The organism is Paraburkholderia sp. GAS82, from assembly GCF_050436285.1.
GTDB classification, from domain to species: Bacteria; Pseudomonadota; Gammaproteobacteria; order Burkholderiales; family Burkholderiaceae; genus Paraburkholderia; species Paraburkholderia phenazinium_B.
Genome location: NZ_JBNDLX010000010.1, coordinates 288,013 through 308,963, shown reverse-complemented (window position 1 = coordinate 308,963; position 20,951 = coordinate 288,013). Strand labels below are relative to the sequence as shown.

Genomic DNA, 20,951 nt, shown 5'->3' with positions numbered 1-20,951 from the left:
CACGTTTCAACCGAAAAAAATGCGCGCCGCGAGCGCACAGGCGAGCGCGGGAAACATCACGACGCTTCCCACCTTCAGAAAATCCAGAAATCCCACGTTCTCTCCTTCACGGCGTATCGCGTTCAGCCAGAGTATGGTCGCAAGCGACCCCGTGACTGACAGGTTCGGACCGAGGTCCACGCCGATGAGCAGTGCATCAACGATGCGTTCTGGGCTGTGCGCCTGCATCAGTGTGGAACTTGCGACCAGGCCCGCTGGCAGGTTGTTCACCAGATTGCATGCGACTGCCAGCGCGGCACCCGCAATTAACCCGGTTGCCGTTTCCCCGGAGCGTGTGGCCGCCGCAAGGGTGCGCGCCAGCATCTCGATCACGCCGGTGTGCTCAAGCATTGCGACCAGGACGAATAGCCCGGCAACAAGCGGCAGTACATCCCATGAGATTTCCTTGACGACCGGCCAGGGTGAACGACGCTCCGTTAGCATCACCGCAAGGGTTGTCAGCACGCCGAGCAGCGCGGTCGGCAGGCCGAGTTGCATATCCAGGGCGGAGACGGTCATCAGGGCCAGGGCCGTCGTCGCAATACCGGCAAGAGAAATACGTCCGCCCGTAGTGAGCGGCACCGGCTCAAGCTCAGACTCGCACGTCCCGTCGAGCGCGCGACGCTGCGTTACGCGCAACATGGCGAACGTGACGATGACCGAAAACACCGAAGGCAACGCGAACCGGGCGAACCATGGCCCGAGCGGCGGCACGTGATTGCCGTACAGTACGAGGTTGGCAGGATTCGAGATTGGCAGTACAAAGCTCGCGGCATTCGCGATGAACGCACACACCAGCAACAGCGGTAACGGCCTGGTTTTTGCCGCACGCGCCGCGGCGAATACAGCAGGAGTGAGCACAACTGCGGTCGCGTCATTCGACAGGAACGTGGTTGTGACAATACCGACACCGTAGACCAGGACGAACAGCCGCTTCGGCGATCCACGCGCGTGGTTCACTGCCTGCACGGCCACCCAGTCAAAGAGGCCTTCGCGCCGCGCCACCTCTGAAAGCAGCATCATGCCAATCAGAAAGAGGTAGACGTCTGTCCCCTTGCCGACGGCCTGCCAGGCGAGATCAAGGGGAAGAAGACCAAGAATGATGAGCAATGCCGCGCCGGCCACGGCCCAGATAGCCTCAGGCCAGCGGAACGGACGTGCTATGACGCCGAATGTGGCTGCGGCGGCAATACCCCATGATGCCCAGATTGAATTCATGAATCTCCCGGATTGAGTGAGTCAGGTCGCCGCGGCAGGCTGGGAAGGTTCTGGCGCAACTTCTGCGTCGCCGTCTTTGCAGGCCTGCCGCACTTCGGCGCCGAACAACACCCAGACCGCGACCGATCCCACTGCGATACCGCCAAGTGCCAGAAACGCTGCTGGGTAACCGAATGCGTGCGCAAGATATCCGCCAAGCGCCGGACTCAGGCCTGCCCCGACACCCTGAACAGTCATGACGAGTCCCTGTCCTACGTTGACGCGTCCCGTTCCCTGCAAGAGGCGGACAACGAGTGCCGGCACGGCGACGCTTTGTAAACCGGCACCGATCCCGTCAAGCATCTGCACCGGCCAGATGCCCCATAGGCTGACCACATGGGCGGCGATCAGCCCGCGCAATGGCAAAGCCAGGAACGACAGCAGCATGACCCACCAGTAGCCGCGCCACCGGAACAGACGATTCGCCGCAAGCGCCGCCACAACCATGACAGACTGGGCAATGACGATTGTCTCGGCCGTTGCAACACTGCCATTGGCCCGATGGCCGGCAACGAGGGCGAGGCCGTATAGCGGCAGCATCGCGGCGTTACCCAGGTGGAACAGTCCCAACGACACCGCGAGCGCAAGCAGTGGCCGGTGCCGCAGGAGCATCTTCCAGCGCTCCGCTGTATCGGGATCGTGCGTTTTGTCACGGTGGACGAGCCCGCGCGCCGCGTCGTGGTCAATAGAGTGGGCCGGGATCGCAAGGACTGACGCGAGCGAGAGTAGCGCGAACGCGATGCTGAGTAAAAAGACCGCTCCATAACCGAAGCGCCAGCCCAGCCAGCCCGACAACGCGGCGGCAATTACGTTGCCCGCGTGGTTTGCAACCTGGTTGCGGCTGAACTGGCGATCGAATCCGGCACGATGGACGAGGCCAAGACAGATGCCCGCCAGGGCCGGTCCGATGGCCGCTCCTGTCACAGCGGTTGCGACCTGCGACAGCGCGACGACCGGCCACGAATTCGAGACCCATAGCAATGCAGAGGCAAACATCGTCATCACGCAGGCAATGACCACCACCGCGCGCTTATATCGGGTTGCGTCGACGATCGCACCTGCGGGCGTCGTCGCCAGCATCCCGGCGATGCCGCCCACCGTCATCACTGCGCCGATCAGGCCAGGACCCCAACCCCGCGCTTGCAGAAAGACTCCGACGAATGGACCGATTCCGGCCTGCACGTCAGCCATGAAGAAGTTGGTTGCATCCAGCGCGTGGAGTGTGGAGCGGGCGGCCTTGCTCACCACTTTCTCCCGTTACGATTCGGTCCGAGCTGGGTACCCAGGATGTGTTTTTCTTCCCACGCACCAATCGCATCGCGGTCACTGCCATCGGCCCGTGGTTCATCCGTTTCGTCGAATGTCGTCGTGGCTTCGATGCGGTCGAACCCTGTGGAGCCGGCCTGGTCGGTTGCGCGAACGGTAACCTTGAATGTTCCCTCGGGGATTTTGCAATCCAGCGTCCAGATTTCTTTCGACGCGACGAAATTCATCGGTTGCCAGTCGCTGTCGTCAATCCTGCAGTCGACCTGCGTGACACCCCGTGCGCCCCATGCCTTTGTCCTGACCATGGTTTGACCTGAGGGTACGTGATTGGGCAAATGAGGTCGGGTGATCAGTCGCCTGTCGGCTGGCGAGGTAATCATCGCGACAGGCCATGGCTCATCCAGGGGTTTGAAGCGCCAGCTCACTACGCCTTCATCCACCGCGAGGAGTGAGAAGCCGACCGGTCCTTCCTCTATCTGGCCGGTTGAGCGTGTCGATGCGTAGATGGTCCTGCCGTCGTTCGCGAGTTCGTTGTAGTGCGTGTGCCCCATATCAACCACCGCGACGCGAAATTCCTGCAGCATCCCGTGGAAAGCTTTGGCTTCCACAGAGTCGGCGAGGTCTGCCGGATACGCATGCGCGAAGACCACCGACTCTCTGCCTTCTGCCGCAGCACTTTGTAGCACCGCCCGGAGCCAGGCGAGTTGTGACTCCCCCAGTCTGAAGTCGGGGCCGCCTGTACCGGCCGAAACGTAGTCCAGGAAGATGCAGCGGTATTCACCCACCGTGATTACCTTCGGGACATGCTCTGCACCAAGCACGTCGTGAAATGCATGCAGGTTGCCCGACTTGAAGTCGTGGTCGCCCGGGATGATGTGAATTGGGAGCTCGAGCTGGTCCAGTTCGCTGCGTAGAATTTCGTATTGCCGGGCTGTTCCGTCGTCGGCGTTGTCGCCGGATAGCACGACAAAGTCGATCTGCCCCGCGAGATGCGCGTTAGCCTGCAGGACAATGTCGCGTAGCGCGAGATGGTTGGGCAGTCCGGCATTGGTCAGATGCAGGTCCCCAATATGCATCCACACAAGCGGCCTGCCGCGTGTTGAAATCTTCGATGCCTGTTGTGCGCTTTTCTCTTGTGCCATCTCGCGTTTCTCCTTCGATGCACTCTTCGGTATCAGGTCGGGTTCGGTTGCACTATTCCGTCGACGCCGAAAGATTGTCAGCGTCGACCAGTTCGGCGATTTCATCGACCTCGATGGTTTTGCCGTACCGGTTCTTTACCCCGTGCCCCCAGACCTGGATATGGACGCCGGGTGCGAGGTAGCTGGCCAGCTCCGCGGCAGCGTGCGGGGGCATACGAATTGCCGTTCCGTCGGTCAGCAGCGCGCCGCGAAGTTCACCTTTGGGTCCATATAACGAGAGCCTGATTTCGCCCATCGCCTCCATGGGGCGCTTTTCAACGTGCGGCTTCTCATGTTTCTCACCACCGTGATGCGGTCCTTCGTCGACAATCGTGACGCCCGTGCCAGACGTCAACTGAACGGCAGCCACGATGTCGGCCTCGCGGGGCTTCACACCGCGCACGCGCACCTTGTCGCCAATGCCAATCAGTTTTGCGACCTGCCTGGACAGATGTGGTGGGAAATGCACCTGTCTGTCGTTACCGAGGATGAATCCGTCCAGTTCGCCGTGTGGATTCAAAAGGAACTGGGTGACGGTGCCGCGCGTCTCCTGCAGGCATTCCGGGTCAATCCAATGCATGGTGTAACTCCGATAAAAATGAAAATCAGTTGGGAATGTCGTTGTACAACTGCGTGACATTGCCCGGCGTCCCGAAGGCTATCGCTTGCAGCGCCTCGCCGTATTGGTTGCGCGTACCGTATCCGGTGGCGGCGACGACGACGTCTGGTCGCAGGAGGTTCGCAAACTGCTGTGCAACCGGTGGCGGCATCTTGATGATCGTTCCATCACGGAGCATCACGCCGTCAGGCTCTCCCCGTGGCGCGGTCGTGACGCGTGCAACGGTGCCTTTGGCACTTAGCCTGACCAGTCCTGCGCCGCGCAATGCTGGCGGAGCACGCAGTGCATCGACTGGCGGCGGCTGGTCGACGACCTGCCGTGACGTTCGTTCATTTGCGATTTGCTGCGCAGTGATGTTGCCCGCACCGTCCCGAAAGCCCGCGATCCGGACCGCGTCCCCTTGATGTATGACGCTCACCAGCTGCGAGCCCATATGTGGCGGGAAGTGGACGAGCGAACCATCGGCCAGAAGAAATCCGTCGACGTCGCCTTCCGGGTTGATCACGAAGCGGCTTACGGTTCCGGTTGCGACGACAGACTGCTGCTGCGCCGCTATGGGAGCGGGTGCAGGCGGTGGGGGCGGCGAGGGCATGGTTTGCGCCGCGCCGCCCAGCCCGCCAGCAACCGGCGGAGGGACTGGTAGACCAGGCTCCGGAGCGGGAGGGGTTTGCGCGACGCAAGCGATTGTGACGAAGCAAAGCGATAGGGCAGCACCCCGCGCAATTTTGGAAGCCGAACTAGTACGGCTCACAGGCTCACGCTGGCGGCACCCCCGGATGAACTGTTTTGAGGACATGATGCTCTCCGTTGAATGACACGGAGACATTTGCAAGCGCTATGCCATGTTACTCAAGCCCTGAAGGGGAGGGCCCCTGCGGACAACCCAGCGATGCAAGTGTCAAGCGGCCCGACACCTCGCGTCGGATTGCTTGACACTTCATTCGATCCCGAGTGCCGAGAGCCTTGGCATAGGGCGTTTGGCGGCTAATGTCCAACTGGCGAGCAGCATCGGCGCGGTTGTTGTCCGCTGCGGCCAACGCGTGGGAAATCATCGTCTTCGCGAAAACACGCCGAAGCCGATAGGGCGGAGACGAACAACTACATGAAGAAGGGGGCACCTGATGAGATTCGAACCGATCGAACCGACTTTCGGACAAGCTTCCGTTGTTGATGTCACCCGCGTTGTGACCGTGCGGCGCGTCAAAAAGCTGACGTTGATGGGCGCTGGGTGCAATGTCGGCGGAAGTATCTGCTTTATTCGATCCAGCGCACAGGGACAGAGTTTATGGTTGAATCGATTATTCGGGCTTACACCCCCTGAATCGTTCATCAATGACATTTCTGTTTTCGGGCTGAGTGGTCACGCACTCGACTCACTGAAGCGCGATATGGAATTCGTGAAAGCCGTAGATATATTGCTGAGCATGGGGACGCGACTGGAGTTACAGGACAGTCGATTGACCCTCACCGTCGGCGAATCAGTAACCCGTTTGGAGCGATGGCAGAACGACGAAAGACCGCATCGACAGAACCTCGATACCCGGTCGGATGGCTGTTGTCGGCGAACGTGAAGGACCGCTCTGGGGCGCGTGCTATCGATCGCGGGCCCTTGAGTTTCGGGTGTCGCATGCCGATTGCATCGGGCAGTCATCGGCTAACAGCGGACGGTCGGCATCGTGGGCTGCTTCGTTGACAACTTGTCACGAGAGGGACGATCCAGAGTCCAGGCGTAGAACCAGGAATTGAACAATCGGGTAATGCAAGAATGACATCTCAAACAGAAATCTATTTAAAAGATTTTCATCGGCGCCGGGCAGGAGCAACGCGCCGAGCTTATGGCAACCACCCTGCGCGATCCGCGCATGCGGAATACCCGTCTTCCTATCATGCGCTGGCGAAGCGGGTGCCAAATGATGGGATGCCGCGCACAGTGCTCGATCTGGCGTGCGGTGACGGGCCACTGCTGCAAATTCTGAATGACAGGGGCAACTCAGCAACGAAGTTGATTGGCCTCGACATGAGCGACGGCGAGTTGAGCGCCGCCCGGACAGTGCTGCCGCAGGATGTTCGCTTGATCAATGAGCGCGCACAAGACTTGTCGCTTGATACCGGCTCGATCGATTACGTTCTGTCGCACATGGCTTTGATGTTGATGGACGACATAGAGCAAGTGATCCGTGAAATTCGTCGGGTATTGCGTGAAGGCGGTAGTCTTTCAGCTGTCGTCGGGCGGGCCTTTCTGACCGGGCCAGTTGGTGAAGTCTTTTTAGACATATTCAGACCGATCGCGAAGGCAAACCTGGCACACCTACCACTCGGTGATGCACGCACACGCAGCGAATCCGGTTGGAGCGAACTACTCCAGCATGGCTTCGCTAATGTCGTCTTCGAAGACATCGAAGTTGACTGGACGCCTACGCCAGAGCAGTTATGGTCGGACATGCTGGACACCTATGATGCAGACAGGATGTCGGAAACAGCGCGGGCACAGTTCAAGAGCGAACTATTGTCGGCGTTTGCGCCCATGCAACGCGAAGACGGAACGTTAAAGACGGGATGGGGCCTGCGTCTTATCCAGGCTAGTGCTGCCTAACGCCCGGCCAACAACAGCCACTCGATACCATCGCATTGATCGCTGACAATCGACGGCGTACCGCAATCGAGAGAGAACAATGGACCACAAAGAACTCCTTCAGCTTTCTCGGCAGCTTTCACCAGCGGATGTATGTGCGCAGTTGCTCGCCCTATGCGTTGTCGAATATAGCTATACGCCGGATTTAAGCATTGCCCTTGAACTCAATGACGCTGAAGGAACGCTCGCGGATACGGGCCGGGGAATGAGATTGACGCCGGATAAGGGCGACACGCTCGCACACGCCGAGCGGGCGCTTACCGGCTTCTACCCATGTCTTCCTTCAAGTCCAGATCTTGACGCAATTCTTCGCGAACTGGTCTGGGGTGAACACGGTTCACCAGGCCCGTCGGTCGCCAACTTTGCTTGCCGGTCATTGAAGTTCACCAGTATGAGAGATGGCGAGGTTTGGTCGCAAAGTTATAGCTATGGGGCACCTTCTGGCCCTGCGGTGATGCTCGGCTCGACGGAAACGACCGGTACTGTCATTGATTTCAAAACCACCGCGCCCATCAATCATGCCGTTGTCGCGACGCTCGTGGAGGCACTGCGTTCTCGCATCCACGGGCTTTCCATAGCGTTTCGATCTCACGGCAGGAGTCAGTAGCCGACAACGTTGCATTCGACAGCACCAGGAAGACCGTGAGTCCAGAAACACATCGCAGCCTGAGACTTGGCTTCGTGTGGTCACACGATATCGGCCAATTCCAGTCACTCAATCCGTGAGCCGAGAGCGCTCACAATCGGGCCGGGAGTGTACTCCGGTAGACTTCGGTTTTTGCCAACCTCGCGGCGACAACATGGACACCCAGCTTTTGGTCATATGCGGGCTCACCTTTGCAATCCATGTGATCGCGACGCTTGCGTATGCGGTACGGATTGCTGGTGTTCGCACGCGCCGTATCGCCGTGTCATTTTCTCTATTCGGGATCATCGCCCTGGTTTCCAGGACGGCAAATTCCTTTCAAGGACCATTCATAGCGAAGCGGGTTGAGCTAGATATTGCTCATCACATGGAGCATGGCCTACTCGGCGACTTTCGGCTTTTCCTGCTGACCGCCACGGTGGCAAGCACTGTCGGTGCATTTCTAATTCCCACGTTCCAGCGTTATTTCAGCCGTGCTATCGATCACTTTCAAGCAAATCGCTCGATCCCTCGCCTGCTACTCCATATCTTCAGCCGCGGGGGCGTCAGCTACGTTCGGCTTGGAGCACGGCTTCCGTCCCGGCATAACGTCAGCCAACTGGCCACTGGCGCAGGCGTTTCCTGGAAAGTCATAGGACTGAACGTTATCGCGATGGCGATCTGGACGGTCGGCGTTTTCGCATCGCTTTATGCTGGATACCTGAAGCCCGATTTGCGGGTCACTTGCGCGAATCTGTCGTCAGTTATCAATGGCTTTGCGACCGTGGTATTGGCGGTCGTCATCGATCCGCAAGTTTCAGTGATGACGGACGACGTAATCGAAGGCCGGATTCCGGAAAACAGCCTCCGGCGGGCAATTACAACTCTCGCGGGCGCGCGCGTTCTCGGGACACTATGTGCGCAGGCGGTACTCGTTCCAGCGGCATTGATCATTGTTCGCATCGCTGAACTCATTTAGCGCGCCGACCAATACTGGAAATCGCGAACCTCTCTTGCGCATCGCACTGAACCGAACGTGTCGGGCAGCGCGCGCTCTGATGCGCTTCTCGCGGTCGCTCAACGTGGTACGCATCGCTGACATGCGCTGCCAATATCGGCGACACAGAACGCGGGTGCCGAACACACCTGCCACTCCAACGAACGAGGACGCATATCACTGCCCAAGCGTCCGCTCAAAAAACGCCACTACATCGCGATTCATTTCGCTGTGAAACGCCGCACGATCAAAGCCCGATCGGGACGTGCAGATCTCCGGAATTTCGCGCGCGGCCGATGCGCTACACGCAGGCAAAAAATCGTAGTGATCAGCATTCTCCACAAGGTGAAAATCCGGCGCGGTGGGCAGCGCGGCACGCACGATGTCCGCGTAGTCGGGAGCGGGCTCCACGTGGTCGAACCGTGCGCTCCACAGCTGAACGGGGACGTGAACATCGACGAGTCCTCCCCGATCAAAGACGAAGCCGACAGCCGGAGCCGCGACGACGACTGCACGAACGCGCGTGTCGTGCACCCAGACCGACGCTGGCAGCGTCGCGAAACGATCCGTCAGCCCAGGCGTGCCACGCACGACGGCACAGGTGTCGGTGTCCGGGTGCTCAACGCAGTATGGTCCAATCAGACCGAGATCCGGCACGCCGCCGGCAGCGACGAGCGCGGTCAAGCCGCCGGCGGAAAAACCGAACACGCCGATCCGGCTTGCATCGATCGACGCATGTTGTGACCAACTGGCGACCATGTAATCCGTAAGCCGCTTGAGTTGCTCGGGACGAACCCAGAGCTGCGCGGTACGGCTGTGATCGTCGAAACTGTCGCCGCGGTGTGTCACAGCCGCGACGACGAATCATCGAACACAGCCCGCCCCATCTTCGATAACCAGGCGCCCACGCCGTCGCCCGTGTCAGGCCTTGTTAGTCGTCACGACGTAGCGCGGTGCCGCCTTGGCGTTGGCGAACTTCGGCGTCAGCGCACGGCGATCCGCTTCCCAGCGCGTCCAGTCGTTTCCATCCTGCAGTGTCGGGATCGTCACCAGTTCGCCCTGATCCAGGCCGGCCAGCGCCGCGTCGACCAGGTCTTCAGCCGTCATTGTGCTGGCAGCCTCCTTCTGACTGGAATAGCCAGCCACGTCCCAGAACTCGGTGGCGGTCGCTGCCGGCAGCACCGTCTGGATGCGCACGCCCCTATCAGCGAGGTCGCGCTGCAGCGCGTGACCGAAGCTCAGGACGTAGGACTTCGAGGCGCTGTAGACGCCGTTCAGCAATTCCACGGCGATGCCCACAGCCGAGCTGATGTTGATGATCGTGCCGGACGCCTTGCTGACGAACCCTGGCGCCACGGCATAGGTCAGGCGCGTCAGCGCGGTGATGTTCAGGTCGATCATCGCCTCCATCTCGTCTACGTCTCCCTTGAGAATCGACGCAACCGAGCCGACGCCAGCGTTGTTCACCAGCATCGTGATGCTCTTGTCGTCGCGCAGCACGTTCTCGATCTTCGAAATCCCGGCCTTGTCGTTGAGGTCAGCGGCGATGGTGTTCACCGAGCGTCCAGTTTCCGCCTGCAGGCGGGAGGCCAGCGCGTTCAGGCGTTCGGCGTTGCGGGCCACCAGGATGAGGTCGTAGCCGCGCCTGGCCAGGCGGTCGGCGTACACGGCGCCGATGCCGGCGGATGCACCCGTGATCAGCGCGGTGCCTTTCGGAGAGGTATTAGAGGAAGAAGAGGTCATGGTCGTTTCTCTTTCGGAATGTTTGCCCGACGGGATGTCAGGGGTTGGAGGCCATTCTGACTGTGACATCACACATCCTCAATGACATAGATGCAATGATTTATGCCATGACGTTCTGGCCTTCATCTCTAGCTGAAATGTCTGCTTTATGATATATGCAATGTATTGTGACAACTGCGTGCGAGGCGATCATGCACACTGTCGGACTCGTCGTTTATCCCAACTTCCAGGCGCTAGGGCTTGCCGTTGCCAGCGTCTTCGAATACGCGAATCTCCTGCGCGGAGAGAGGGGGTATCAATTCCGCCTCGTATCTGAAGAGGGCGGCCCCGTGATGACGTCGCAGAGCTTTTCCGTCAATACGGATCGGCTTCGGGACTCGACATACGACACGCTCATTGTTGCCGGTGACAATGAGTGCCGTCTCCCGCCCGCCAGCCTGCTGGACTACATCCACAACGCGCCGAGCCAGAGCCGGCGCGTCGCAGCGATCTGCACCGGGACGTTTGTACTGGCCGCGGCCGGGTTGCTCGAAGGGAAGCACGCCACGACGCACTGGTTTCATGCTCAGGACTTCAAAAAGCAATACCCCGACGTGCTGCTCGATGAAGACCGGATCTTCGTGGTGGACGGACAAATCTGGACGTCGGCGGGCATGAGCGCCGGAGTCGACCTTGCGCTCGCGATCGTCGAAAAGGATTTCGGGTTGAAGACGGCCCGCATGGTCGCGCGCAAGCTCGTGTTGCATCAGCGGCGCGGTGGCGGGCAGTCGCAGTTCTCGGCGCTGCTGGAGCTGGATGCAAAGTCCGACCGCGTGCAGATGGCGCTTACCTATGCAACGGAGAATCTTGGCCGCGACCTGTCGGTCGAGGCCCTGGCTGAAGTCGCGCGGCTGAGTCCACGTCAATTCAGCCGGGTGTTTCGTGATGAAACCGGCCAGTCGCCCGCCAAGGCCGTCGAGCGTCTGCGCGTGGAGGCGGCGCGGCTGATGATGGAGACGACGCGGCACCCGATCGAAATCATTGCCCGCGAGACTGGATTCGGCGACCGGGAACGCATGCGGCAGGCGTTTCTCCGCGCATTTGGGCAGCCGCCCCAAGCCATCCAGCGAACCTCGGCGGGAGCAGCGCTAGCGCTGTAAAGCCTGACAATGCTTCAAGGCGGATTGCAGTCCGCCAGCCCCGATCCGCAGGCAAAGCATTGAGGGAAATCCATCAAATTTCGTCGTGCCGACCGGCCGTCGATCAAGTACTGTTTGTTCCAACCCAGCGGCGTTCACCGCTGGGTCATAACCGCAGCGGCCCTCCGGCCAGCAGGCAGACAGGAGACAAGCATGTCATCGACGCCCCCGCCAGGCACGTCCAAGCCCGGCCTGACCGACGAGACGTTCGACGATCGCATCAGCGAGCAGTGGTATCAACCGCGCATTCCGCGCGCCGTCCTCAAAGATCTGATGAAACGCAGCGACGCAGCAGGCCTGCGCAATTTCGGACTGTGGCTCGTGCTGCTGATTGTCTCGGGCGTGGTCGCCGGCTTGACCTGGGGCACCTGGTGGGCGGTGCCGGCGTTTTTCGTGTACGGCACGATCTATTCGTCGAGCGACGCCCGCTGGCATGAGCTCGCGCACGGCACGCCGTTCAAGACGCGCTGGCTCAATGATGCGTTCTATCACCTGTCGTCGTTCATGACGATCCGCGAAGCCTACTGGTGGCGCTGGAGTCATGCACGGCACCACACGCATACCTATTTCGTCGAGCGCGACCCGGAAATTCAGGTGACGCGTCCGACCAAGGTGCTGCCGATAGTGCTCGACTTCCTGGCGTTGATCGGCGGCGTCGCTGAAATTCGCAAGACCGTTCGCCATGCGTTTGGGCGCGTCGACGCCGTCACTGAAGCGTTTCTGCCTGCCAGCGAAAAACCCAAGATGATCTGGTCGTCACGGATCTATCTTGCGGTGATCGTGGCGACGATCGTGCTAGCAATTGCATTGCGCAGCTTCCTGCCGCTAATGTTTATCTGGACCCCGCGTTTCTACGGCGGCTGGCTGCATCAACTGCTCGGCCTCACGCAGCACGCCGGGCTTGGCGTCAACGTCAAGGATCATCGGCTCAACACCCGCACGGTGTATATCAATCCGGTGTTCCGCTTCCTGTATCTGAACATGAACTATCACCTCGAGCATCACCTGTTGCCGATGGTGCCTTTTCATGCACTGCCGCGCCTGCACGACGTGATCAAGGAGCAGTTGCCACCGGCCTATCCGAGCCTCTATGCGACTTATCGCGAGATGGTGCCGGCATTGTGGAAGCAACGGCGCGATCCGACCCACGTCATCAAGCGCACGTTGCCCGATCAGGGTTCCGGCGCACAGTCGAATTTCACTGCTCAACCGAGTGCATAAAACCCGTTCAGATTTCGGTAGCAGTCCGTATTCAATCTAGTTCTGGCATCCCGGAGGCATCGTGGCAGTCGATACCGGCAACACGAAGTGGGTCGTTGCGTGCGCAACCGACGACATCGATGAAGAGGACGTGCTGCGCTTCGATCACGAAGGCGCGAGCTACGCGGTATATCGGCTGGCGAAGGGCTTTCATGCATCGGACGGCTGGTGCACGCACGAGCAGGCTCATCTGGCCGACGGCTTCGTCGTAAATGGCGAGATCGAATGTCCGTTGCATCAGGGGCGTTTCGACATCGTCAGCGGTAAGCCCCTGAGCCCACCGGTCTGCGTGAAGCTGCAGACTTACCCGGTCCGCGTCGATGGGCACAACGTGCTGATTGGCCTGCCTGCCACAGCCACCACAGATGTCGCAAAGGACGCCACATGAAAACCGCTGAGCGTGGCGCAATGGTTATCGTCGGCGCGGGCCAGTGCGGCGCGCGTACCGCGCAGGCGCTGCGCGCTAACGGCTGGGAAGGCGACATCACGCTGCTCGGCAACGAGGGGCTCGCGCCCTACGACCGCCCACCTTTGTCGAAGGGCGTGTTGCTGGGACAAAAGACGGTGGCGCAGTGCGCGCTTTACGACGATGCGTTCTATCGCGACAACCGAATCGATTTGCGGGTCGACGCGCAGGTCATCGCCATCGACCGTGTAGAGCGGCGTGTCGTGCTGGGCGAGGGCCGCTCGGTGTCGTACCGGCGGCTGCTGATCGCCACCGGTGCACAGCCGCGCCGCTTGCCGGTGCCGGGGGCGACGCTGGCCGGCGTGCATGTGCTGAGATCCGTGCCCGATGCGTTGTCGATCGTCGGCGAACTTTCGCCAGGGCAGAGGATTGCCGTGGTGGGCGCAGGTTTCATCGGTCTGGAGGTCGCGGCGACAGCCATTGCGCGAGGCTGTGAAGTGGTGGTGATCGAAGCGGCCTCGCGTGCGTTGATGCGGGCCGTGCCGGAAGTCGTCGCTGGCTATCTGGTTGAAAGGCATCGGCAGATGGGCGTCGAGGTGCGCTTCGCGGTTCAAGTAGATCAGGTTTTGGGTAGCACGCGCGTGTCGGGACTCAAACTGTCCGACGGCACTACGGTGGAATGCGATGCGGTCGTCGTCGGGATTGGTGTAACGCCCCGTACCGCCTTAGCAGAGGCGGCGGGCATCGATGTCGCGGACGGCATCGCTGTCGACGACACATTGCGGACCAACGATCCATATATTTTCGCGGCCGGCGACGTATGTTCGTTCCCACATCGGTTGTTTCGCCGACGCATCCGGCTGGAATGCTGGAAGAACGCCGAAGACCATGCGCGAGTCGTGGCCCGCAACATGCTTGAATACGGAGAGACGTATTCGGCCGTGCCGTGGTTCTGGTCGGATCAGTACGACATGACAATCCAGATTGCCGGTATGCCTGCATTCGGTACGACCAGCGTGGTGCGCGAAACCGGTTCGGCATCCAAAGTATTTTTCGCTCTTGATGGAGATGGCATCCTGGTGGGCGCGAGCGGCGTTGGCAAGGTGAGTGAGATTTCCCGCGAAGTGCGCGTTGCACAGGAGTTGATAGCACGCCGTGCACGCGTCGAACCCGCCGTGCTCGCCGATCATTCGACGAAACTGAAGTCGCTGCTGACGGTGGAGGCGTGATGACACAACGCTTGCTGGTATTCCAGTCGATGTGGGCGATGGAACGGCGTCATACAGACGGCTTTGAACGCTCGCTCGAAGCAAATCTGCAGATGATCGCCGAGGCCGGATTCGAAGGCGTCAGCGCGGACTATACACGCCGCGAGGATGTGCAGCGACTGGCCGCGTTGCGCAAGACGCACGGTCTCGACGCCGAAGGCCAGTGTTTTCCGCGCACCGTCGACGATCTGCAACCCGTGCTCGAAAACGCCGCTGAATTCGGCGTGCATCACATCGACCTGCAGCCGGATGTCCGTCCGCGCAGTCTCGGGGAAGCACTGACGCTGCTCGACGGCTGGACGCGTCTTGCGGAACAGGTGGACTTTCCGGTCTACATCGAGACGCACCGCGATCGGATGACAACAGACCTGTTTTTCACACTGGATCTGCTCGACGCGCGGCCGCACCTGAAACTGCTTGGCGACATTTCGCATTACCTCGTCGGACGTGAGTTCGCATGGCCAGTCTCAGACGAAAATCATGCGCTGATGCATCGTATTCTCGACAGTTCGTGGGCCTTTCACGGCCGCGTGGCGAGCCGCGAGCAGGTGCAGATCGAGCTGTCGTTCGAGCCGCACCGGATGTGGGTGGACCTGTTTCTCGACTGGTGGCGTTATGGCTTCGAATCATGGTGTGAGCGTGCCGGCGCCGACGACACCTTGTCGTTCACCTGTGAGCTCGGGCCAAAACCTTATGCAATCATCGGCCGCGACGGCAACGATACGACTGACCGTTGGCAAGAATCATTGATGCTACGCGACTGGATCCGTGACGTTTGGCACGACGTGCAGCAGCAACGTGCTCACGGTATGCGCGCACACGAAAATGGAGCGGCACGAACCGCCCTCAATCTTCAGGCGGCAGATTCTCGCGCAAGATGACGGTGACCGGAATCTGCTGAAGCGGTGCAACCCCGGGCTCACGATGATAGTGGCGAAGAATAAGTTGGACCGCACGCGTGGCCTCGGCAACCGGATTCTGGTCGATCACCGCATCGAGCGTACCTTCCATTAAAAGACGGCGCGAAGCCTGATTGAGTTCGTGACCGATCAGGACCGTGGAGCGCGCGCGGTTGAGCGCATGCAGCGCGGCACTGATGCCCTCGTCACCGGCCGAAATGTTGTAGATGCCGCGCAGATCCGGATAGCGGGCGAACGTATCGCGTGTCAGGCGTTCGGTGCGCTCCGGCCGCTCGAAGCTTTCGACTGTTTCAACGATATCGCAGCGCGGAAACCAGCGCCGCAGTACTGAACGAAAGCCGTTTTCGCGCTCTTCGTGCGCCAGAAAGTCATGCATGCCTGTGATGACGAGAACCTCGCCGCCGGCATCGCCGAGAAATCGCCCCATCAGTTCGCCGGCGACCCGGCCGGCGCCGCGATTGTCGATGCCGACGTAAGCAAGCCTTCCGGTGCCGGGCAGGTCGCTGGCGAGCGTCACGACCGGAATGACCGGGCTCAGCTTGCGAACCGCTGCGCTAATGTCCGGATGCTCGTAGGCGACCATCACCAGTGCATCTGCTTTTTGCGTCGCGCGGTGGATGGTGTCGACAATACAGGCGGGGTCGAGACTATCGAAGTAGGTGACCGCGCAGATGGCGCGCTGCGCCTCGAAGGATTGCTGCGCGAGTTCGAAGCCGCGCTTCAGGCTGACGAAATAGGGCGCCGCCGGCTGCTGCATGAGGATGGCAATGCGCAGCCAGCGCGCCGGCACCGCGCCAAGCGCACGGTCGAGTTTCAGCTTGCGCGCCCATTCCAGCACCCGCGCTTCCTTGTCGCGCGCCACGCCGCCGCGGCCGTTGAGAACGCGATCCACGGTGGCCTCGCTGACGCCGGCTGCCTTGGCGACATCCGCCATGCTGGTTTTGCGGTGCGGATTCGAGGGCATCGATACGGAGGACTCGCGCAAGTGGGGTCGGCGATGGGTTGCGTCGATGCATGATCGCATCAAGACCGGCGCGATATCAAGTGACCGATTCGCCACCGCCCGCTGCAAGCATGTAGTTCATCGCGCTCATGGCGAGTAAGATGCCTTTTGTCGGGCGTCGACCTGAAGGACGCATTCAGCAAAGGAGGCGGCATGGGTGTGGGCGACAAGGAAAAGCAAGGGATGTCGTGTGAACGGCTGGAGCGGATCGAGCGTTTCGTCGACGACAACTATATTGCCACCGGCAAGTTGGCAGGTGCCCTTGTCCAGGTGTGGCGGGGTGGCGGACTTGCGTTGAACTCGGTGCTTGGCCTCGCCGACCGCGAGCGGCAGGTGCCGATGGCTGAGGATTCGATCTTCCGTATCTACTCTATGACCAAGCCCATCACGTCGGTGGCGGTCATGATGCTGGTCGAGGAGTGCAAGATTGCTCTGGACGATCCTGTCAGCAAGTACATCCCGTCATGGGACAAGCTGGGCGTTCACGCGGGGGGCTTCATGGAAAGCTTCCAGACGCGTCCGACGAGCCGCCCGATGCTCGTGGTCGATCTGCTGCGCCATACCTCCGGTTTGACGTATGGCTTTCAACAGAATACCAATGTCGACGCGGCCTATCGCAAGCTGAAGATCGGCGAGCTCGCGACTGCGGGCACGCTGGAGGAGATGATCGAGAAGCTGGCTACGTTGCCGCTCGAATTTTCGCCGGGCGAAGCGTGGAACTATTCCGTTGCCACGGACGTACTCGGTTATATCGTGGGCAAGGTCAGCGGGACTTCGTTCGAGGTCTTTCTGAAAGAACGGATCTTCGATCCGTTGGGTATGGTCGACACGGCCTTCTACGTGCCGGAAGAAAAGGTGTCCCGTTTCTGCGCGTGCTATGCCATCGGTGCGCTCGGCTCGAAGATCGCCTCCGCGCAAGCGCCGACGCTGCAGGACGATCCTCACGTCAGCCCGTATCTCAAGCCGCCCACTTTTGTTTCCGGCGGCGGTGGCCTCGTATCCACGGCGACCGACTACATGCGCTTTGCGCGCATGCTGCTCCAGGGTGGCGAGCTCGATGGCGTGCGTCTGCTCGGCCGCAGGACGCTGGCACTGATGACCAGCAATCATCTGCCGGGTGGTGTTGATCTGCCTCGCCTGTCGCGCTCGATGTTCAGCGAGGCCATCTACGAAGGGATCGGTTTTGGACTCGGCTTTGCCACTACTATTACGCCCGCGGCCACTCTGATTCCGGGCAGCGCGGGTGACTTTTTCTGGGGCGGTGCGGCTAGTACGTTCTTCTGGGTCGATCCGCGCGAGGACCTGATTGTGCTGTTCCTCACTCAACTCCTGCCGTCGTCCGCGCACCCGGTGCGTCGTCAGTTGCGGACGATGGTTTATAGCGCGATTACGGACTCTGGATCCTGAGGTCCGCGCCTTTGGCAGTAGCTGCTCGCAGCAAATCCTGAGGCGCTTAGCCAGTTTTTAGTCAGAGCACACGATGAAGTTTGCGTTTTCAATAAGGCCAGCCGGGGCGGAAGACTCGGCGCGCATCGCGGTACTTGGTGCTCACGTGTGGGTGCATACCTATGCCACAGCCGGCGTTTCCGATGTCATTGCCCAATATGTCCTGATGACATTTACATCCGAAAAAATTCTGGCGCTGATGAACGATCCGGGCATCGTCGTGTTGGTTGCCGAGGCAGAAGGCGGCCTTGCAGGCTATATCGTCATGCGCTTCGGCTCGTACCATGCAGATGTCCCCATCGAGATTGAAACGCTCTACATCCAGGACTCGTTTGCCGGTCGCGGAGTCGGATCCGCATTATTGACCCAAGCCAGAGACACTGCGGCGGCGAGAACCGGAAATCGAGCAGTCTGGCTAATCGTCAACTCGCAAAACGAGAAGGCGATTTCTTTCTATCGTTCACGTGGAATGACGCAGGAGGGGATCGCATACTTTGAGCTTGGTGGTGTCAAACACGAGAACAAGGTAATGGTCGCAAGGGACTGACGAGGCCCTTCCGGTTGTACCCAATCCACGATTGATCAGACCCGGCTGCCCATGAGAAGTACTTTGCGCTTTTGATGCTAAGGCAACCCCACCCACGCGATTCTGTCCGACCGCATCTTGACGTACTCTGGATCGGCGGCTAACGCTGGAAACACTTGACTCCAGGTCAACTCCGACGGTCGCCCATAGTAAAGAATGGCGTCGAACTGCTCCTGCATGACAGGAGAGCGGATCGGATCAATAGAAATTTCTTCCGCGACACCATTGTGCATCGTGATCGCGATGTGCGGATAATATGAGCGAAAGCTCATTGCTCCAAGCGGAGTGCCATGAATCGGCACGAGACCTGGCACCTTCCAGGAAGTGACGTCGGGATGTAACGCTGCCAGATCGATGAGTACCGCGGACCAGACCGAATAGACTTTGACACCCTGACTTTCCAGCAACGAAACGATTGAATTCGCCGGCTTGTTGAATCGTTGCTCTGCTTTCGCCTGGTCTTTCATTTGCCAGTACGGGCTCTTACGCAAAAAGTGCATCGCGCCGTAGACGACCAAAGCGCGGCGCTGCCTGGCTAGCACTTCACGCTGGATAATTTCCACGGGACAACTATCCCGGTTAGCCATGACGGTGGTGGCTTTGTATTCCTCGGCATTGTTGATCTTCGACCAGTCTACCGGCGGGTCTCCCAGCAGGACGCGAATCTGCCGGTCCTTTGGCAACGAAGCATTCACAGCGCGTACTTCGCGGAAAAACCCCTCAAAAACAGGGCGATCCCACACATCGTGAGGTTGCGTGGTGTTCTGCCAAGCCTGGCGCAGTTCTTTTTCCGGCACATCTTCGCCCGCAACGAAGCGGTCCATCATCCCCTGGTAAAGGGAATTGCCGCATTCAACGACGATATCGCTCACGATGTCAGCAAACCGCGGGTCCCGTATCAGCGCGACTCTTAAGGCATAGGCTTGTTCGCAGCCGTGGCCGCCGTCGCAGAGTGCCACGACGTTATGCGTTTTGAAGGCTTCAAGAATGCCGTTGATCGGATCGATGGGAATTGCAGCTGTTGTCATCGGGTGTGCTCCGTCTCAGTTAGCTGAAGGATTACTTTACGTCACTTCCGACGCAGAACGCAGCGCTTGTCGAAGAGGCCGTTGCAGCGGCCGGCTCGCTCGAGGCATAGGCACGTCAGCTGGAAAACGCGGTTTCCTCGTTCCGGCTTGTCGCGCAGACGTAAGCATCGTATATGCGGGTTTCATATTGGGGACGGGGGCCATTTGGGGGTAATTCCAGAAATAGAAATTCACCCTTGCGGACAACGCGCTTAATCATTATCGATCACTTTCCTAAACTGAGAGTCTAGGCCTTGCAGGCATAGATTGTTGCCAGGAGTGAAACGTGTCTCGTGCCAGCCCTGAGCGGCGATCTCCGGTGTGCTTCACGCATGTCACTGCGAACGGTCGCGCGAGTTTGTTTGGATCGCCACGAGACAAGCGCACAACGACCGCCGTGGATAAAGCGAATGGATCGTTCGCGCTGACATTCCAGTCCAATCAAGGAGAACGGGTCATGAACAAGGCAACCAGCACATTAATCGCGGCGGTCGCCGCACTTACGCTGTCGGCCGGCGCCTATGCACAGAACAACACGCTGGCGACCCCGAGCACCGTGTCGCCGGCCGCTGCAACGAGCGGATACGGCACCCCTGGTGCGACTAACTCGGACAGTGGTACGGGCTCCGGGGCTACGAGCTCAAGCATGCCGAATAGCGTCAGCAATAGCTCGACGTCTCTCGTCAATGCGCCCGGGAGTCACAATACGCTGGCGACTCCGAGCACTGTGTCGCCGGCTGGTCAGTAACGGTATCAAGCCTGGTCATTCACCAGCTATCCTAAGAAAGACCGCTGTCCTCACGGGCAGCGGTCTTTTGTCTTTTTGGGCCTCTTTCTGGGAGAGGCGTGCGGCATACCAACTGGTTGCCTGTCCTTAGGATGACCGCTTCGCACAGGCCCGCTATGATGCATTCCGCATTAACCTTTGCTCAGCCATCTGCAGACTTTGATCCCTCGTAGCAGATCGACGACAATCTGTTAGCCTGCACTCAACCAACGCAGTCCAGATTCAAGGCAATTGACTCAAATCCAACCAATCACCCGCACATTTTTCGGTCGCATTGAAAAACACCGCGATGATAAAGAAGGAAACACACGATGGCGAACCCGCGCACGCTTGACGAACAAATCGCCGAAAGCATCCGTCGTAGTCAGGAGAGCGGCGAACTGCAAACAGCAAAGGATTGGGGAAAACGCACGACTTACGCGGACGGCTACGAAGAAACGCCGGAAGAGTATCGGATGGCGTTCAAGGCCTTGAAAGATTCCGGATACGTGCCAGCCGAGGTCGAGATGATGAAAGCCCTCGCGGATAAGCGAGCCCGGCTATCCACAATCGACGCATCGAGTAGCGAGGCCCTGGCGCTGAAGCGGGAAATCAGCGAGCTGCAACTAAAGGTATCTGTACGGCTCGAGAACATTGCTCGTGGCGGCTACTAGTACATACGATTGACCTAT

23 protein-coding genes are annotated in these 20,951 nt (G+C 59.8%); 13 read left to right on the top strand and 10 right to left on the bottom strand.

Translation table 11 applies throughout. The features are described from left to right. Window positions 1-6: 6 nt before the first annotated feature. The 6 genes from P3T17_RS29265 to P3T17_RS29240 all read right to left on the bottom strand — a co-directional run bounded on the left by P3T17_RS29265 (window position 7) and on the right by P3T17_RS29240 (window position 5,414). Complete coding sequence (locus tag P3T17_RS29265; RefSeq protein ID WP_429409942.1) at window positions 7-1,257, bottom strand: arsenic transporter; 1,251 nt, start codon at window positions 1,255-1,257, stop codon at window positions 7-9. A gap of 21 nt (window positions 1,258-1,278) precedes the next feature. Beyond that, window positions 1,279-2,541, bottom strand: a complete 1,263-nt coding sequence (locus P3T17_RS29260) for an MFS transporter (RefSeq protein ID WP_429287836.1) — start codon at window positions 2,539-2,541, stop codon at window positions 1,279-1,281. Then, complete coding sequence (locus P3T17_RS29255) at window positions 2,538-3,704, bottom strand: metallophosphoesterase family protein (protein ID WP_429409940.1); 1,167 nt, start codon at window positions 3,702-3,704, stop codon at window positions 2,538-2,540. Before P3T17_RS29255 ends, P3T17_RS29260 begins: the two co-directional genes overlap by 4 nt. 52 nt (window positions 3,705-3,756) lie before the next feature. After that, complete coding sequence (locus P3T17_RS29250; RefSeq protein WP_429409938.1) at window positions 3,757-4,323, bottom strand: hypothetical protein; 567 nt, start codon at window positions 4,321-4,323, stop codon at window positions 3,757-3,759. A gap of 25 nt (window positions 4,324-4,348) precedes the next feature. Then, complete coding sequence (locus P3T17_RS29245) at window positions 4,349-4,954, bottom strand: hypothetical protein (RefSeq protein ID WP_429409936.1); 606 nt, start codon at window positions 4,952-4,954, stop codon at window positions 4,349-4,351. A 253-nt stretch (window positions 4,955-5,207) separates the two neighbouring features. After that, entirely contained in the window at window positions 5,208-5,414 is a 207-nt protein-coding gene (locus tag P3T17_RS29240; RefSeq protein ID WP_429409934.1) for a helix-turn-helix domain-containing protein, read from the bottom strand. A 69-nt stretch (window positions 5,415-5,483) separates the two neighbouring features. On the opposite strand from P3T17_RS29240, the gene P3T17_RS29235 reads away from it, so the two are divergent. From P3T17_RS29235 to P3T17_RS29220, 4 genes are all read left to right on the top strand, one after another. After that, window positions 5,484-5,933 carry a hypothetical protein gene (locus P3T17_RS29235; protein WP_429409932.1) on the top strand — a complete coding sequence of 150 codons (450 nt, stop codon included), beginning with the start codon at window positions 5,484-5,486 and terminating at the stop codon, window positions 5,931-5,933. Between the two features lie 194 nt (window positions 5,934-6,127). Further along, a complete protein-coding gene (locus P3T17_RS29230; protein ID WP_429409930.1) occupies window positions 6,128-6,955 on the top strand; it encodes a class I SAM-dependent methyltransferase in 828 nt (275 codons plus the stop codon). A 79-nt stretch (window positions 6,956-7,034) separates the two neighbouring features. After that, a complete protein-coding gene (locus P3T17_RS29225; protein ID WP_429409928.1) occupies window positions 7,035-7,601 on the top strand; it encodes a hypothetical protein in 567 nt (188 codons plus the stop codon). A 193-nt stretch (window positions 7,602-7,794) separates the two neighbouring features. Next, window positions 7,795-8,598 (top strand): lipid II flippase Amj family protein, encoded by an 804-nt coding sequence (locus tag P3T17_RS29220; protein WP_429409926.1) that lies wholly within the window; start codon window positions 7,795-7,797, stop codon window positions 8,596-8,598. A gap of 195 nt (window positions 8,599-8,793) precedes the next feature. Here the strand turns inward: P3T17_RS29220 and P3T17_RS29215 are convergent, their stop codons facing one another. Next, window positions 8,794-9,465: an alpha/beta hydrolase family protein gene (locus P3T17_RS29215; RefSeq protein ID WP_429409924.1), complete on the bottom strand. Its 672-nt coding sequence runs from the start codon at window positions 9,463-9,465 to the stop codon at window positions 8,794-8,796. Window positions 9,466-9,537: 72 nt separating this feature from the next. Next, window positions 9,538-10,359: an SDR family NAD(P)-dependent oxidoreductase gene (locus P3T17_RS29210; protein WP_429409922.1), complete on the bottom strand. Its 822-nt coding sequence runs from the start codon at window positions 10,357-10,359 to the stop codon at window positions 9,538-9,540. A gap of 191 nt (window positions 10,360-10,550) precedes the next feature. Here P3T17_RS29210 and P3T17_RS29205 point away from each other — a divergent pair, with 191 nt between their 5' ends. The 5 genes from P3T17_RS29205 (at window position 10,551) to P3T17_RS29185 (ending at window position 15,352) form a co-directional block, all read left to right on the top strand. Beyond that, window positions 10,551-11,498 (top strand): GlxA family transcriptional regulator, encoded by a 948-nt coding sequence (locus P3T17_RS29205; RefSeq protein ID WP_074267943.1) that lies wholly within the window; start codon window positions 10,551-10,553, stop codon window positions 11,496-11,498. A 192-nt stretch (window positions 11,499-11,690) separates the two neighbouring features. Further along, window positions 11,691-12,758: a fatty acid desaturase family protein gene (locus tag P3T17_RS29200; RefSeq protein WP_429409919.1), complete on the top strand. Its 1,068-nt coding sequence runs from the start codon at window positions 11,691-11,693 to the stop codon at window positions 12,756-12,758. Window positions 12,759-12,819: 61 nt separating this feature from the next. After that, window positions 12,820-13,185 carry a non-heme iron oxygenase ferredoxin subunit gene (locus P3T17_RS29195; RefSeq protein WP_429288519.1) on the top strand — a complete coding sequence of 122 codons (366 nt, stop codon included), beginning with the start codon at window positions 12,820-12,822 and terminating at the stop codon, window positions 13,183-13,185. Next, the gene (locus P3T17_RS29190; protein WP_429409917.1) at window positions 13,182-14,432 is read left to right on the top strand and encodes an NAD(P)/FAD-dependent oxidoreductase; all 1,251 of its coding nucleotides are present in this window, start codon (window positions 13,182-13,184) and stop codon (window positions 14,430-14,432) included. The genes P3T17_RS29195 and P3T17_RS29190 overlap by 4 nt, the downstream gene beginning before the upstream one ends. Beyond that, on the top strand, window positions 14,432-15,352 hold the full coding sequence (locus tag P3T17_RS29185; RefSeq protein WP_429409915.1) for a sugar phosphate isomerase/epimerase family protein: 921 nt from the start codon (window positions 14,432-14,434) through the stop codon (window positions 15,350-15,352). Before P3T17_RS29190 ends, P3T17_RS29185 begins: the two co-directional genes overlap by 1 nt. On the opposite strand, the gene P3T17_RS29180 is transcribed toward P3T17_RS29185, so the two are convergent. After that, entirely contained in the window at window positions 15,318-16,325 is a 1,008-nt protein-coding gene (locus P3T17_RS29180) for a LacI family DNA-binding transcriptional regulator (RefSeq protein ID WP_429409913.1), read from the bottom strand. The two genes, P3T17_RS29185 and P3T17_RS29180, sit on opposite strands and share 35 nt — an antisense overlap. Before the next feature lie 222 nt (window positions 16,326-16,547). On the opposite strand from P3T17_RS29180, the gene P3T17_RS29175 reads away from it, so the two are divergent. Both P3T17_RS29175 and P3T17_RS29170 read left to right on the top strand, forming a co-directional pair. Beyond that, window positions 16,548-17,801 carry a serine hydrolase domain-containing protein gene (locus tag P3T17_RS29175; RefSeq protein ID WP_429409911.1) on the top strand — a complete coding sequence of 418 codons (1,254 nt, stop codon included), beginning with the start codon at window positions 16,548-16,550 and terminating at the stop codon, window positions 17,799-17,801. A 73-nt stretch (window positions 17,802-17,874) separates the two neighbouring features. Next, on the top strand, window positions 17,875-18,387 hold the full coding sequence (locus P3T17_RS29170) for an N-acetyltransferase family protein (protein ID WP_429288524.1): 513 nt from the start codon (window positions 17,875-17,877) through the stop codon (window positions 18,385-18,387). Window positions 18,388-18,464: 77 nt separating this feature from the next. Here P3T17_RS29170 and P3T17_RS29165 read toward each other — a convergent pair whose 3' ends face one another. Further along, on the bottom strand, window positions 18,465-19,454 hold the full coding sequence (locus tag P3T17_RS29165; RefSeq protein ID WP_429409909.1) for a hypothetical protein: 990 nt from the start codon (window positions 19,452-19,454) through the stop codon (window positions 18,465-18,467). Between the two features lie 496 nt (window positions 19,455-19,950). Here P3T17_RS29165 and P3T17_RS29160 point away from each other — a divergent pair, with 496 nt between their 5' ends. Together P3T17_RS29160 and P3T17_RS29155 are read left to right on the top strand one after the other, a co-directional pair. Continuing rightward, complete coding sequence (locus tag P3T17_RS29160; RefSeq protein ID WP_429288526.1) at window positions 19,951-20,241, top strand: hypothetical protein; 291 nt, start codon at window positions 19,951-19,953, stop codon at window positions 20,239-20,241. A gap of 350 nt (window positions 20,242-20,591) precedes the next feature. Then, window positions 20,592-20,933 carry a DnaJ family domain-containing protein gene (locus P3T17_RS29155; protein ID WP_429409907.1) on the top strand — a complete coding sequence of 114 codons (342 nt, stop codon included), beginning with the start codon at window positions 20,592-20,594 and terminating at the stop codon, window positions 20,931-20,933. The last annotated feature ends 18 nt before the right edge of the window (window positions 20,934-20,951 follow it).

Excerpts from the sequence above, each read along its gene's own strand:
- P3T17_RS29240 (WP_429409934.1), bottom strand. The coding sequence starts at position 5,414 with ATGATTTCCCACGCGTTGGCCGCAGCGGACAACAACCGCGCCGATGCT.
- P3T17_RS29225 (WP_429409928.1), top strand. The coding sequence starts at position 7,035 with ATGGACCACAAAGAACTCCTTCAGCTTTCTCGGCAGCTTTCACCAGCG.
- P3T17_RS29170 (WP_429288524.1), top strand. The coding sequence starts at position 17,875 with ATGAAGTTTGCGTTTTCAATAAGGCCAGCCGGGGCGGAAGACTCGGCG.
- P3T17_RS29205 (WP_074267943.1), top strand. The coding sequence starts at position 10,551 with ATGCACACTGTCGGACTCGTCGTTTATCCCAACTTCCAGGCGCTAGGG.
- P3T17_RS29180 (WP_429409913.1), bottom strand. The coding sequence starts at position 16,325 with ATGGCGGATGTCGCCAAGGCAGCCGGCGTCAGCGAGGCCACCGTGGAT.
- P3T17_RS29265 (WP_429409942.1), bottom strand. The coding sequence starts at position 1,257 with ATGAATTCAATCTGGGCATCATGGGGTATTGCCGCCGCAGCCACATTC.
- P3T17_RS29185 (WP_429409915.1), top strand. The coding sequence starts at position 14,432 with ATGACACAACGCTTGCTGGTATTCCAGTCGATGTGGGCGATGGAACGG.
- P3T17_RS29230 (WP_429409930.1), top strand. The coding sequence starts at position 6,128 with ATGACATCTCAAACAGAAATCTATTTAAAAGATTTTCATCGGCGCCGG.
- P3T17_RS29250 (WP_429409938.1), bottom strand. The coding sequence starts at position 4,323 with ATGCATTGGATTGACCCGGAATGCCTGCAGGAGACGCGCGGCACCGTC.
- P3T17_RS29200 (WP_429409919.1), top strand. The coding sequence starts at position 11,691 with ATGTCATCGACGCCCCCGCCAGGCACGTCCAAGCCCGGCCTGACCGAC.
- P3T17_RS29210 (WP_429409922.1), bottom strand. The coding sequence starts at position 10,359 with ATGACCTCTTCTTCCTCTAATACCTCTCCGAAAGGCACCGCGCTGATC.
- P3T17_RS29190 (WP_429409917.1), top strand. The coding sequence starts at position 13,182 with ATGAAAACCGCTGAGCGTGGCGCAATGGTTATCGTCGGCGCGGGCCAG.
- P3T17_RS29245 (WP_429409936.1), bottom strand. The coding sequence starts at position 4,954 with ATGCCCTCGCCGCCCCCACCGCCTGCACCCGCTCCCATAGCGGCGCAG.
- P3T17_RS29155 (WP_429409907.1), top strand. The coding sequence starts at position 20,592 with ATGGCGAACCCGCGCACGCTTGACGAACAAATCGCCGAAAGCATCCGT.
- P3T17_RS29255 (WP_429409940.1), bottom strand. The coding sequence starts at position 3,704 with ATGGCACAAGAGAAAAGCGCACAACAGGCATCGAAGATTTCAACACGC.
- P3T17_RS29175 (WP_429409911.1), top strand. The coding sequence starts at position 16,548 with ATGGGTGTGGGCGACAAGGAAAAGCAAGGGATGTCGTGTGAACGGCTG.
- P3T17_RS29220 (WP_429409926.1), top strand. The coding sequence starts at position 7,795 with ATGGACACCCAGCTTTTGGTCATATGCGGGCTCACCTTTGCAATCCAT.
- P3T17_RS29235 (WP_429409932.1), top strand. The coding sequence starts at position 5,484 with ATGAGATTCGAACCGATCGAACCGACTTTCGGACAAGCTTCCGTTGTT.
- P3T17_RS29165 (WP_429409909.1), bottom strand. The coding sequence starts at position 19,454 with ATGACAACAGCTGCAATTCCCATCGATCCGATCAACGGCATTCTTGAA.
- P3T17_RS29160 (WP_429288526.1), top strand. The coding sequence starts at position 19,951 with ATGAACAAGGCAACCAGCACATTAATCGCGGCGGTCGCCGCACTTACG.